Origin of the sequence: Caballeronia terrestris (genome assembly GCF_001544515.1) — a bacterium.
GTDB lineage: Bacteria > Pseudomonadota > Gammaproteobacteria > Burkholderiales > Burkholderiaceae > Caballeronia > Caballeronia terrestris.
On record NZ_FCOL02000061.1, the window covers coordinates 14,093 to 27,023 of the forward strand.

The following is a 12,931-nucleotide window of genomic DNA, read 5'->3' on the forward strand; positions in this document are numbered from 1 at the left end:
GGCGCGATAAGCGAGCAGAATAAGTATTCTGGCCTCCTTCATCGCGCCCTCAGCAACCCGGAATTGAGTCATCATGGGGCCCATTTCGCGCGTGACTATCGAAATTGATGTGTTGTTTCGGCTTGGAGGCCGCCATGCGCGTCTCGGCTTTACATTGCCACGCTGCCCTTCTGTTCTCGTGCGCTATTGAGTTCGCCTCTGCCGCGACCTCCTGCAGTGTGAGCAGTCCGCCGCTGCGTGCAGCGTTGGTCGAATTGTATACGAGCGAGGGCTGCAACAGCTGTCCACCCGCTGACAACTGGCTCAGCGCGCTCGACCAGATGCGCAACACGAAGGCGGTCGTGCCGCTCGCGTTGCATGTCGACTACTGGGACAACCTCGGGTGGAAAGACCGTTTCGCGCGTCCGACCTTTACGTCGCGTCAACAACGCCTGAGCGCACACGGCGGCAAGCAAGTGGTGTACACACCGGAGGTGTTTGTCGGCGGCCAGGAATTGAGAAGCTGGTCAAACGAAGAGACCTTTGCAACGCGTGTTCATCAATTGAACGCCGAATCGCCGCTCGTCGAAATCCATATCGACGCGCACTCAGTCCCTTCTGGCAACATGGCGTTCGACGCAGCGTTCAAGGCAACCGAGAGACTCCCCGAAGATGCCGTCGCTTACATGGCCATATACGAGAACCGGGTCGAAAGCCCGGTGAAGGCAGGCGAAAACACGGGAGTCACACTCCACCACAATCGCGTGGTGCGCCGGTGGATCGGGCCTGTCAACTTCGTCAACGGCCGCGCCACGATCTCCGGAGGCTATTCGACGGATGCTGGCCGAAGCGGTCTGGTGGCCTTCGTTGAAAGCCCTGCGACGGGCGAGGTGCTGCAGGTCGTTGAACTGTCGTCGTGCGGCGGTTGAGCTGCTCGACGCTTAAGGAGATCCGAATGAACGCGCTACGAGAACACGGTGCGTCTGCCAGCGCGGGCCGCACGATCCAGCCCGCATGGGTTCGCATCGCGCACTGGCTTAACGCGCTCGCCGCGGTACTGATGATGCTCTCGGGATGGCGCATCTACGATGCGTCGCCGGTCTTCAAGGGTTTCATGATTCCTCCGGGCATTACCCTCGGCGGTTGGCTCGGCGGGGCGCTGCAATGGCACTTCGCCGCGATGTGGCTATTGTTTTTCAACGGCGTCTTCTATCTGGCGATGAACATCGTCTGCGGCAGGTTCCGATCGAAATTCTTTCCGCTCTCGCCGCGAGCCATTCTGCACGACCTCGGCGAGGCGCTCAAGGGCCACCTCTCGCACGCAGACCCGAGCCGCTATAACGCAGTGCAGAAATTCGCATATCTGTTCGTGATGTTTGATATCGCCTTACTGATCGTGTCGGGCCTCGCCATCTGGAAGTCCGTGCAGTTTCCGTTGCTGCGGGAGTTGATGGGCGGCTACGATGTTGCGCGCGTTGTTCACTTTTGCGCGATGGTGCTGCTTGCCGGATTCATCGTCGTGCATATCGCGATGGTCGCGCTCGTGCCGCGCTCGCTCCTCACGATGATCCGCGGACGCTGAAGGAGGCCGACAATGAAACCCTTCAAATCGACGTCGACAGGAATCGACCGGGAGTCGCTCCTGATTGACGTGCGCCGCGAGCTCGACATGCCGTCGCGCCGTCTTTTCGGCAAACACATCCTCACGCTCGGCGGCCTTGCCATGCTTAGCGGATGCAGCCTCTCGGATGACAAATCCGTTGAGACGTTTTTGACCCGCATCTCGCGAATCAACGACCACGTGCAGCAGTGGTTGTTCGACCCGAATCGTCTTGCGCCGACGTACGCCGAAGCACAGATTACGCGGCCGTTCCCGTTCAACGCGTTTTATGATATCGACGACGTGCCTGAAGTCAATGGTAGGGATTTCCGTCTGAAGGTGGGCGGCCTCGTGCAAAACAAGCAGGCGTGGAGTCTGGCGGACCTGTACCGGTTACCGAGTGCGGAGCAGATCACGCGGCATATCTGCGTGGAAGGATGGAGCGCGAGCGGACGGTGGGGCGGCACGCCCTTCTCGGAGTTCCTCAGGCGCGTGGGCGCGGATACATCTGCGAAGTATGTGGGGTTCAAATGCGCGGACGATTACTACGAAAGTATCGACATGCCGACCGCGCTGCATTCGCAGACGCTGCTTACCTTCACCTACGACGGTCAACAATTGCCGCCGAGGTACGGTTATCCAATGAAGCTGCGAATGCCCACGAAACTAGGCTACAAAAATCCCAAACACATCACGGAAATTTTTGTGACGAACACGTTCCCCGGAGGCTACTGGGTCGATCAAGGGTACAACTGGTTCGGTGGCTCCTAAGACGATGGCGCCGCCTGGACGGAGCCTGCTTCAACTGATCGCAGGCCCATCACAATACCGGTGGTCAGAGATCGACTAGGAGCATGTCTAAGATGATGATCGCGGCGACTCTGGAAAGAGATGGGACTTTGATAAAACAGACGGGCAGCGCGCGTCTTCCGGACGCTTACTGCCGTGGCACGTCGTCGTTGCTCGGTTGTTTTAATGTTTTCACCGAGCGCCACACGATGAATAAATAAATGATCGCGAAGGCAACGAAATCCTTTGTGGAAAGGGCGCCGACACGCATTGGAGCGGAGACGTCAGGATCTCCGACATTGAACCGAGCAGATGACTTGGAGAGCATCAGAATCGTCAGACCAGTGACAACAATCGATGCGTGGAGTAGCCCCCACTTGGTTAATCGCACAAGCGTTACCCGTTTTTCGCGTTCGAGCAAGACGAGTTGGATGACGAAGCTGACAAAGCCAATGAGTGCGACAACAATCGAGAGACAGTCGAGCGGCGACAGGTCTTCCATGGTAGCCCTCCACATCCCACATCTCGGTAGTGTATCGCAGCGTCGAAATGAGCCACACTTCGCAGCTGTTTGGAGAAAGCAAACCGCTGACTGCCCCCCTTTCGCCATTTGCGGGTGCATGTCCTGGAACGGAAATAGGACTGCGTCTGCGGGCGACAGTGACCGGCGCTCGGTGCGACGCGCGCGAACTGTCACGCGGAGCAGTATGGCGCTCGAGCGCGGCGACGCGCATGACGGCGCTCGCTCGACCGCGGTCCATTCCATTGCATGACGCCGGGATTGCAGTCGCCATCTCGTGCTTTACATTCGACTGATGGACGACGCCCTACCAATTACGCCTGAGGCATGGATCCATGATGTAACAGCCTCAGAGGTTACGGTTTACCTGAAGAAGGCCTATATCGAAGTCCGAGCGGTCGTTGCTAATCAGATAGTCAGATAGCGTACGGTTCGGTAGGGCGTCCTCGCGCGTGCGATAGAGAGAAGTCGCATCCGGCGACGTTCAACGTCCATGGCCATACGCGGTTGTGATACGCGGACTCGTTGGGCGCGATACTCGCGTGAAACCTGGGAGGGCCGGCCTAACCGTCACGCCGAACGGGCCTTCTCGGTTGCATGGATGGGATCCACCAGCGGTTGGAAAAGCCGCCTGTGCGGCTCCCAGATTTGATTGGTTTAGTGAAGGATCCTGCCTACACGGGCCCGTCCTTGCGGTCGTCAGAACTTGTGACGCAGACCGATGCGTACCACTTTTACGCTGTCAGACGATGAGGGTGTCAGGACGTTGATGGCGGCGACCGCCTTGTTGTTTGTCGAATCGACCCCGGAAGCGTGCTGATAGATCGCCGACAGATAAACATCTGTTCGCTTGGACAGGAAGTAGTGAGTGCTGGCCTCGGCCTGGTGATAGGTCGCGCCTTCGTTGACATTGTTTGAGCTGCCTTTGGTGTAGTCGTAAGCGACGCCCGCCATCCACGCGGGCGTGATTTGGTAGCTGAAGTTCACTTCCGCGTTATTGAAAATTGCGTTGCCCGTATATCGGCTCGGGTTTGGTCCGGAGGTCGTATCGCCCATGCCCCGGAAACTGATATTCGAATACGTCGCGCCGAAGGTGGCGGAGCCGTATGTGTACGATGCGCCTGCACCTATATCCTGATACGAATGCGCGGAAAGGAAGCCGCGATAAACAGGCGAAGTTGCATTGGCCGCTGTCGCCGTAGCCGCCGTGGCAGAGTTTCCACCGAACAAGCTTGTGTTGGGATTGCGGGCGTTGAGATAGGCGACGCCCGCCGAGAACGGACCGCGAGTATAACCAGCACCAACCGACCAGATCTGGTTGCGGGTCACGTCGCCGGCGACGCCGCCGAGACTGTACGTCCCGCCAAACGAGAAGCCGGCGTAGTTTGCGCTCGTAAACTTCACTGCGTTGTTGCTGCGGAAGCTGTAGTTGAAGTTGTCGAGGTCGCCCGGATGCGCGGAGATGTAGCCGCCCCACTGATTGCTCACCGAGTACTGGCTCACGAAGTCGATGAGCGAATCGTATTGCCGGCCGAAAGTCAGAGTGCCATAGGGGTTGGATAACCCGACATAGGCTTGCCGGCCGAACATCAGTCCGCCTTGGCCGAGCCGACCGTTGGTCACGTCAAAACCATTCTCGAGGCGGAAGATCGCTTTGAGCCCCCCACCCAAATCTTCGCTTCCCAAGAGTCCAAACCGGCTGCCCTGATTAACGCCGCTCGTCATGGCAAAAAGGCGCCCGCCATTAGCGTTGGACTGATAGTTGAAACCCGCATCAATAATGCCGTAGAGCGTGACGCTGCTTTGACCATAGGCGGCAGTGGCGAAGGCGCTCGACGCAGCGATTGCGCAAAGCGAGTAAGAATGCTTTTTCATGTACTGTCTCCAGAGTTCAGTTTTATCGCAGCGTGAGCAAGGCTTCGCCAACGGAGAGACCGGAATCGGTGTCTCGTGCGGACGTTCGGGTGGTGGTGTAGTGGGAGGCACCAAGGTTTCAAACCTCGGCCCAGCGATGTTGTTTCAGGCGTGGTTCGCCTTTCTCGGCTTGTCGTGCCGCCCGACCGCGACGACGGTTACCGCCCCTACCAGCATCAGAGCCGCAAGGTAGTATTGGCCGGCGGCGAGTGTATGCGTGGTCTGGTTGAGCCAGCCGACAATGCCAGGGCTAACGAGGCTGCCAAGACCCGCAAGCGTGCTGATCAACGCGATGCCGCCCGCCGCCGCTTGCTTGCTGAGATACAGGCTCGGCATGGACCAGAATGGCCCCATCGCCGCGAAGGTACCCGCAGCCGTCACGATCAACGCGACAATCGACAAAGCGGGGTTTGCCGACACCATTGGCAGAGCCGCCCAGCCGATCGCTGCTGCGACGCCAGAGAGCGCGGCGTGCCAGCGGCGCTCCTTGCGCGCGTCGGAGTGTCGAGCCACCAGGTACTGGCAAACAAAGCCGGCAATGAAAGGGAGCGATGACAACACGCCGATCGTCCACAGATCGGTGATGCCAGTCCGGCGGATGATCGTCGGCAACCAGAAGAACACGTTCGACGTGCTGGCGAGAAGCGCGACGCCCATCCCAGTCAAGAGATAAAACCGAGGGGAGAGCAGCGCCTGGCCGAACGACTTGTGCGCGGTTGCGCCGGTCGTCTCGCGGTCGGCTCGCAAGTCGCGTTCGATGATGGCCGCTTCGTCGGGTGACAGCCACGGTGCATTTGCCGGCGTATCGTGCAAAAGTCGGATCACGACGAAAACGAGCAGCAACGGCGGGATGCCTTCGATCAGAAAAAGCCACCGCCAGCTGTGCAGCCCCGCGACGCCATCCATCGTGTGCATGATGAGTCCCGACAACGGGCCGCCGATCACGCCGGCGATGGGAATGGAGGCCATGAAAAGCGCGGTGAAGCGAGCCCGGCGAGACACGGGCACCCAGTAGGTCAGATACAGCAGGATGCCGGGAAAAAGTCCCGCTTCGGAAGCGCCAAGCAGAAAGCGCCAGAGGTAATAGCTGTTCTGGCCCGTCATCGCGGCGAGTCCCGCCGAACATACCGCCCAGAGCACCATGATCCGCAGGAATGTCTTCCGCGCGCCAATCTTCGCCAGCAGCATGTTGCTGGGAATCTCGAACAGCATGTATCCGGCGTAGAAGATTCCCGCGCCGATTCCGAAGACCGCCTCGGAAAGCCCAAGATCGTGCAGGAAGCTCAGTTTCGCGAAGCCGACATTAGACCGGTCGATGAAGGCGACGATATAGAGCAGCATGAGGAGCGGCATCAAACGCCAGAGAAGCTTTTTGTAGACGGCGTTTTCTGCAGTGATGCCTGCGGATAAATCGCCGGTAGGCGACGCGGATGTCTGGATGGTCACTGGTGTCTCCTCATTTTACTGGCCGCTCGAGCCGAGCGGCCGCACTCGATAGCCGAATTAGAGGACTTCCGGCCATAAAAGTCAATAACATGACCTATAGGGTTTTCACGAGCGGTTCCGATTGGCCAAATCGGACAGAATGCGACACAGGACTCGCAGTTACGCCGCGAAAGAGCCAGCTTGCATCTCACATAGGCAGCACGCATTAGGCCGAAAACATGGTTTAATGGTTTAAGGCGAGCGAACCGCCGCAGCTGCGAATATTGTCTAACCGGAAAAATCATGAGCGGACCTCTCTCACATATCAGGGTTCTCGACCTCAGCCGCATCATGGCGGGGCCGTGGAGCGGCCAGATTCTCGCGGACCTTGGCGCCGACGTCATCAAGGTGGAACGCCCCGAAGTCGGCGACGACACCCGCAGCTGGGGGCCCCCATTCCTGAAGGCAAGCGACGGCTCTGCCTCGAAGGAGTCAGGCTATTTTTTGTCAGTGAATCGCGGCAAGCGCTCGGTTGCAGTCGACCTCGCGACGCCCGAAGGGCAAGCGACCGTGCGTGCGCTCGCGGCGCAGTGCGATGTCGTCCTCGAGAACTTCAAGGCCGGCGCCCTGAAGCGATACGGTCTCGCCTATGACGACCTGAAGGCCGTCAGGCCAGATCTGATCTATTGCTCGATTACGGGTTTCGGCCAGGATGGTCCGAAGTCGGAAAACGCCGCTTATGACTTTATGATCCAGGCAATGGGCGGCCTGATGAGCGTGACGGGCGAGCGCGACGACGAACCTGGCGGCGGCCCACAAAAGGTCGGCGTGCCGATTGTCGACATCATGACGGGCATGTATGCGACGGTCGGCATTCTCGCCGCGCTCGCGCGGCGTAACGAAACGGGCGTAGGTGAGTATATCGACGTTGCGATGCTCGACGTTCAGGTCGCGTTTCTCGCCAATCAGGCGATGAATTACCTTGTCTCGGGCAAGACGCCGGCTCGCAATGGCAACAAGCATCCCAACATACAGCCGCAGGACGTGTTCAAGTGCCGTGACGGCTTTCTGGTGCTCGCAGTCGGCAACGACGGCCAGTTCCGCAAATTCTGTGAAGTCATTGCGCATCCCGATCTCGCCGATGACGAGCGCTTCGCGACCAATGCGCAGCGCGTGCGCAATCTTCCGCCGCTGCTCGCGATCATCCGCGAAGCGCTGCTCGGGGACGATCTCGACGTTTGGCTCGGCAAGCTAGATGCCGCCACCGTGCCGTGCGGGCCGATCAACACTATTCCGATGGTTTTCGAGGACGTGCAAGTTAAGCACCGCGAGATGCTGCGTCATCTCCCCCATCCGGTCTCGGGCACCGTGCCGCAGGTGGTGAGCCCGATTCGACTCCGCAATGCTCCGTTGAGCTTCGACCGCGCCCCACCGACGCTCGGGCAGCATACGGACGAAGTGCTGCGCGAACTCGGTATTGAGCGCGGGTAAAAACCGGTGCACGGAGGCTGCCGAACAAATGACATCTCACTGTAAGGATTGAACGTGGCCCGTATTCCCCTTTTTTCGCCCGACTCGATGAGCGCCGAACAGGAGCGCGTCTATCGCGCCGTCGTTGATGGCCCGCGCGGGACCGTCGTTGGTCCCTTGCGCGCCGCGCTGCACCGCCCCGAACTGGCCGACCGCTGGCAGCGCTTCGGTGAAATCCTTCGCTACGGGACGACGTTGCCGGCGCGGCTGACCGAACTGGCGATCGTGGTTACGGCGCGGCGCTGGAACAGCCAGCTCGAATGGCATATTCACGCCGAGGCGGGCCTGCGTGCTGGCCTGAGCCAAACCATACTGGACGCGATCAAGACAGGCGCGCACCCTGCTTTCGAGGACTCGGAAGAAGCCGATATCTACGAATTCGCGCGACAACTGCAACAAACGGGCAACGTAGACGAAAACGTGTATCAGCGCGTGATGCACCGCTGGGGCAACGTCGGCGTAGTCGAACTTGGCGCGGTAATTGGTTATTACACACTCGTGTCGATGACGCTCAACGTGCATCAGATCCCGTTGCCAGACGACGTGTCGCCGCCGCTCGAGCCCATCCTGCACTTAAGCGAGGTTGACGAAGCCCTCCCGACGCTTGCGCGCTGCACTCTAGCAGGCGAAGCTGTCAGTAAAAGTCAGTAGGCTAGACAACTGGTTCTTTGGATTAAACTATGAGGGTTCCCCGCTACGAGGGCTGCCCTTGGTAGCCGCGCCGGAAGCGCCACATGACACCATCCGGAGTTGCAATGAGTACAGAGGCGGCCCTGAAGGAACCAGCCATTGATTTCAGCTTGAGCGGAGTTGCCCGCTATATCCAGCTGGCGACACTGTTTAGGAGGCGCATCGAGTCAGGCCAGTGGAATGTCGGCGCGCAGATACCCACCGTCGACGAGCTCGCCGAAGAATGTGCTGTCGCCCGCGCCACGGTCCGCCAGGCGCTTGGCATCCTCGAAGAGGACAAACTCATTGAGCGCTTTCGCGCCAAGGGCACATTCGTCATTCAGAAGCCGCAAAGTCAGCTTTGGTGCGAAGTGCCGACCGATCTGTCAGGCTTGCTACTCGCCGCGGAGGGCGCCAGCATCGAGCTGCTGAAGACCGAAAAGGGCGTGATGCCCGTCAATATCTTGCACACACGTGGCAAGCTTGCGCCCTCCTACCAGCACTGGCGCCGACGCCATTCGCGCGAAGGGCAACCGTACTACCTCGGCGACGCGTACATCGACGAACGCCTAAGCCGCCGCATTCCTAAGTCCGCGTTCAAGCAATACACGACCATGCGCATATTGCGCGATATGCCCGATCTCAAGCTTCAGGAAATCCATCAGACGATTACGATCGGCACAGCCGACGTCGAGTTGTCGCGTATGCTGGAAATCCCCCTCAATGCGCCCGTTGCGCACGCCTATCGCACCGCAACAGATGCCGATGGAACGATTGTGTTTGTCGGCAATGGCGTGTATCGGGGCGACGTTGTGCGCCTGGACATCAAGGTCGCCCTGTAACTGCGGGTCGAGGGTGCTGCCGTGTGCAGCGTCCGCGACTTGCGTCTCAGTGTTTTCACCCATCTATTTTTCCTCCCTAATAGGTCAAAAGGCCATATAATTGACCTAACACGAAAAGCGAGTCGCGCTTGAGTTTAGCGGTTCGGCAGGTGTCGTGTGTTCTTTAACGTTCCCGAAGGATAGGCACATGAAACTGCATTGGTCGCCGCGCTCGCCGTTTGTGCGCAAAGTCATGGTGTGCGCGTACGAAGCGGGTGTTGCCGACAAATTCGAATGCGTGCGATCCCCCGTCGCGATGGACAAGCCCAATCTACAACTGCTTCACGACAACCCGTTGAGCAAGTTGCCCACGCTCGTGCTCGACGACGGGTTCGCTCTGTTCGATTCATCGGTGATCTGCGAATACCTCGACTCGCTGCACGACGGCGTGCATCTCTTTCCGGCCGCGGGCCGCGAGCGCTTCGTCGGATTGCAACAGCAGGCGTTCGCTGACGGCTTGCTCGATGTGCTGTTGCTCTGGCGTCAGGAGCGTAACAAGCCGCAGTCGCAGCAGCGCCCGGAATGGCTCGCGGCGTTCAAGGTCAAGTCGGACGCCTCGCTTGACGCGCTCGACAAATTGGCACCGCAATTGCGACTCGAAGACATCCAGATCGGCGACATCGCCATTGCCTGCGTGCTCGCCTACTACGACTTCCGCCTGCCGGACGTGCAATGGCGCGAGGGACGTCCGGCGCTCACCGCGTGGCATGCGCGTTTCGCCGAGCGCGACTCAATGCGCCGCACCGAACCTGGCGATGGAGAGTGATGTCATGAGTAGTCTCACGGATCCTCTGCGCCCCGTCGATGTCGTGCCGGCAAAGATGCCCCACCCGCCGCGCAATGCGCTTCCCGACGGCACCTGCGATACGCATTCGCATGTGTTCGGCCCTTATCAAGACTTTCCGTTTGTGACAGCGTCGAACTATCCGCCGCCGCTCGCGCCTTGTCCCACCTATCTCGCAATGCTGGACACGATCGGCGCGAGCCGTGGAGTACTCGTTCAACCGGCGCCGTATGGAACCGACAACGCGGCGCTCGTCGCGGCGCTTCAGGCGGGCGCTGGCAGGATACGCGGTGTTGCAGTCACGCAGCGGGACGTAACGGACGAAGCGTTGCGACACCTCGACAGCAAAGGCGTGCGTGCGTTGCGCTTTAATGAAATGCCCAGTCCGCAGACCGGCAAACCGTTCGTGGGCAGCGTCGGGCTGGAGGTTGCTTTGTCTCTCGCGAGCCGCATGAAGGCGCTCGATTGGCACGCACAGGTCTGGGCACGATGCAGCGACGTTCCCGCCATCACCGAGGAGCTCGAGCGTGCCGGATTGTCCGTCGTATTCGAACACATGACGTGCTTCGATCCGTCGCTCGGAACGGACCATCGCGACTTTAAGAACGTCCTGGCGTTGCTCCGCGAGGGGCGCGTTGGCGTGAAGTTGGCTCTGTGCCGCGTGTCGAAGCAGGCCCCAGGTTATGAAGACTTGCGTCCGTTCCACGATCTCATGATTGAAGCGAATGCGCGGCAACTGGTGTGGAGTTCAGACTGGCCTTACGTGCGCATGGCCGATGCTGCGCCGGACGTCGGCGATTTGCTGAATACATTCCATGAATGGGTGGACGACGCCTCGTTGCGGGAGACCATCCTTGTCGATAACCCCGCGCGCATCTACCGGTTCGACGACTGATCGTACAAATTCTTTCTACCAAAGGCAACCCATGTCACTGACTCTCGACAAGCGAGATGGTATCGCGATCGTCACCCTCGACCGGCCGCCGGTCAACGCGTTGACGCTCGCGCTTTATAGCGAAATCGCCGATCTCTTCGAAAACCTTGGCAAGGAACTCGATGTCCATTGCGCCATCTTCACCGGTGCGGGCAATCGCGCATTTTGCGCGGGGCTCGATCTGAACGAGTTTCTGAGCGCGACGCCCGAGCAGGATCCCGAGCGGGCAGCCATTGTGCGCAGGACGTTTTCCGCCGTCTACCGCTGCCCGATTCCCGTCATCGCTGCGATCAACGGGCCTGCCCTCGGCGCGGGCTCGGTGCTGGCCACCGTGTGCGATATCCGCATCGCCGCGCGCAATGCGCGGTTTGGCACGCCGGAAATCAATATCGGCCGCTGCGGGGGCGCGGCTCATCACGGCCGCTTGATTCCGCAGGGCGCATTGCGCCGCATGTACTTCACCGGCGAACCGATTGGCGCACAGGAAGCGTTCAGGCTCGGTCTGATCGATGAAGTCGTCGAACCCGAAGACTTGATGACGACGGCTCTCAAGCTGGCAGCGAAGATTGCCGCCAAGAGTCCGCTTGGCTTGCGCTACGCGAAGCAGGCGCTTAACGACATTGAATCGATGCCGCTTGAAGCAGCTTACGAGCACGAGCAGGGCTACAGCACGAAGCTGATGTACACCGAGGACGCGCGTGAGGCGACGCGCGCATCGGTGGAAAAGCGCCCGCCGGTTTTCAAGGGACGGTGATCGAGTCTTAAACGAGGGTTTTATGAAGACATCAGAACCGAGTACCGGAAACGTCGTGATCTGCGAGCGTCCCGAGTCGGCGGTCTGCGTGATTCGCATTGATCGCCCCGAGCGCCGCAATGCGCTCAGCCTTGACGTAAAGCAGCAACTCGATGAGGCGTTTGCCGCGGCGGACGCCGACCTGGACGTGCGCGTGATTGTGCTGACCGGCGGGAACTCGTTCTTCGTCGGCGGCACCGACATCGTCGAGATGGTGAACATGACTTCCGGTGAACATACGGCGCGCGACACGAGCCGCGCGTTCCGGTCCATCGCTGCATGCCGCAAGCCCGTGATTGCGGCGGTCGAAGGTTATGCGCTGGGCGGTGGCTGCGAACTGGCGCTTGCCTGCGACATGATCGTCGCGGGTCGCGGAGCGCGATTCGGTCAGCCAGAGATTCGCGTCGGCATCATGCCCGGCGCAGGTGGAACGCAGCGGCTGCTAAGGACCATCGGCAAATATCGGGCAATGAAGATGATCCTGACCGGCGAGCCGGTCGATGCGGAGATGGCGTTAGCAATGGGCCTCGTCTCCGAGCTTGCCGACACAGGCGCCGCCTTGGAGCGAGCGCTAGCACTAGCGCGCGACATCGCCAGCATGCCGCCGCTCGCTGTCCGGGCGATCAAAGAGGTTGTCAACGCCGGACAGAACCTGCCGCTCGACGGCGCTTTGCTTTTGGAACGCAAGGCGTTTCAGCTCCTCTTCGATACGAGCGATCAGGAGGAAGGCATGCGAGCGTTCCTCGAAAAGCGCCAGCCGCTGTATCGCGGGGCGTGAAGCTCGGTCCTTCGCATCGCTGACGATGGCGAATGGTTTGACGCATTGAATCAGTGATCGACACGGAAACCGACGCAAGCTGTGGCTTCGCAGCGTTGCGCGCGTACGGTCGCGTAACTACAGGAGGTTTACATGAGAGACGCTTTCATTTGTGATGCGATTCGTACGCCGATCGGCCGCTATGCGGGTGCGCTGTCGTCGGTGCGGGCCGACGATCTCGGCGCCGTGCCGCTGCGCGCGCTGATGGAGCGCAACAAGGACGTCGACTGGAACGCCGTCGAGGAAGTGATCTTCGGCTGCGCGAATCAGGCGGGCGAAGACAATCGCAACGTCGC

Annotated in this window: 14 protein-coding genes; 11 read left to right on the forward strand and 3 right to left on the reverse strand. The window is 60.0% G+C overall.

Annotation, left to right across the window (positions count from 1 at the left end; all coding sequences use genetic code 11):
- Positions 1–122: 122 nt before the first annotated feature.
- The 3 genes from AWB67_RS28865 to AWB67_RS28875 are packed head-to-tail and all read left to right on the forward strand — an operon-like array spanning position 123 to position 2,350.
- Complete coding sequence (locus AWB67_RS28865) at positions 123–908, forward strand: DUF1223 domain-containing protein (protein ID WP_374729855.1); 786 nt, start codon at positions 123–125, stop codon at positions 906–908.
- 26 nt (positions 909–934) lie between these two features.
- Positions 935–1,561: a cytochrome b/b6 domain-containing protein gene (locus AWB67_RS28870; protein WP_087659606.1), complete on the forward strand. Its 627-nt coding sequence runs from the start codon at positions 935–937 to the stop codon at positions 1,559–1,561.
- A 12-nt stretch (positions 1,562–1,573) separates the two neighbouring features.
- On the forward strand, positions 1,574–2,350 hold the full coding sequence (locus tag AWB67_RS28875; protein ID WP_087659607.1) for a molybdopterin-dependent oxidoreductase: 777 nt from the start codon (positions 1,574–1,576) through the stop codon (positions 2,348–2,350).
- 166 nt (positions 2,351–2,516) lie between these two features.
- Here the strand turns inward: AWB67_RS28875 and AWB67_RS28880 are convergent, their stop codons facing one another.
- The 3 genes from AWB67_RS28880 to AWB67_RS28890 form a co-directional block, all read right to left on the reverse strand.
- Positions 2,517–2,870: a hypothetical protein gene (locus AWB67_RS28880; protein WP_125477715.1), complete on the reverse strand. Its 354-nt coding sequence runs from the start codon at positions 2,868–2,870 to the stop codon at positions 2,517–2,519.
- Positions 2,871–3,587: 717 nt separating this feature from the next.
- The gene (locus AWB67_RS28885; RefSeq protein WP_087659609.1) at positions 3,588–4,763 is read right to left on the reverse strand and encodes a porin; all 1,176 of its coding nucleotides are present in this window, start codon (positions 4,761–4,763) and stop codon (positions 3,588–3,590) included.
- A gap of 144 nt (positions 4,764–4,907) precedes the next feature.
- Positions 4,908–6,248, reverse strand: a complete 1,341-nt coding sequence (locus AWB67_RS28890) for an MFS transporter (protein WP_087659610.1) — start codon at positions 6,246–6,248, stop codon at positions 4,908–4,910.
- Between the two features lie 282 nt (positions 6,249–6,530).
- Between AWB67_RS28890 and AWB67_RS28895 the strand changes: the two genes are divergently transcribed.
- From AWB67_RS28895 to AWB67_RS28930, 8 genes are all read left to right on the forward strand, one after another.
- On the forward strand, positions 6,531–7,718 hold the full coding sequence (locus AWB67_RS28895; RefSeq protein ID WP_087659611.1) for a CaiB/BaiF CoA transferase family protein: 1,188 nt from the start codon (positions 6,531–6,533) through the stop codon (positions 7,716–7,718).
- Positions 7,719–7,772: 54 nt separating this feature from the next.
- Positions 7,773–8,408 carry a carboxymuconolactone decarboxylase family protein gene (locus AWB67_RS28900; RefSeq protein WP_087659612.1) on the forward strand — a complete coding sequence of 212 codons (636 nt, stop codon included), beginning with the start codon at positions 7,773–7,775 and terminating at the stop codon, positions 8,406–8,408.
- Positions 8,409–8,512: 104 nt separating this feature from the next.
- Positions 8,513–9,268, forward strand: coding sequence for a GntR family transcriptional regulator (locus AWB67_RS28905; protein WP_087659613.1), 756 nt, complete (start codon positions 8,513–8,515; stop codon positions 9,266–9,268).
- A gap of 187 nt (positions 9,269–9,455) precedes the next feature.
- Positions 9,456–10,073, forward strand: coding sequence for a glutathione S-transferase N-terminal domain-containing protein (locus tag AWB67_RS28910; protein WP_087659614.1), 618 nt, complete (start codon positions 9,456–9,458; stop codon positions 10,071–10,073).
- Positions 10,015–10,986: an amidohydrolase family protein gene (locus AWB67_RS28915; protein WP_235025377.1), complete on the forward strand. Its 972-nt coding sequence runs from the start codon at positions 10,015–10,017 to the stop codon at positions 10,984–10,986. Before AWB67_RS28910 ends, AWB67_RS28915 begins: the two co-directional genes overlap by 59 nt.
- Positions 10,987–11,017: 31 nt before the next feature.
- Positions 11,018–11,779 carry an enoyl-CoA hydratase-related protein gene (locus AWB67_RS28920; protein WP_087659616.1) on the forward strand — a complete coding sequence of 254 codons (762 nt, stop codon included), beginning with the start codon at positions 11,018–11,020 and terminating at the stop codon, positions 11,777–11,779.
- Complete coding sequence (locus AWB67_RS28925) at positions 11,724–12,596, forward strand: enoyl-CoA hydratase-related protein (protein WP_235025378.1); 873 nt, start codon at positions 11,724–11,726, stop codon at positions 12,594–12,596. Before AWB67_RS28920 ends, AWB67_RS28925 begins: the two co-directional genes overlap by 56 nt.
- 132 nt (positions 12,597–12,728) lie before the next feature.
- Positions 12,729–12,931 (forward strand): thiolase family protein (locus AWB67_RS28930; RefSeq protein WP_510183507.1); only part of this gene is annotated, 203 nt, incomplete at its 3' end.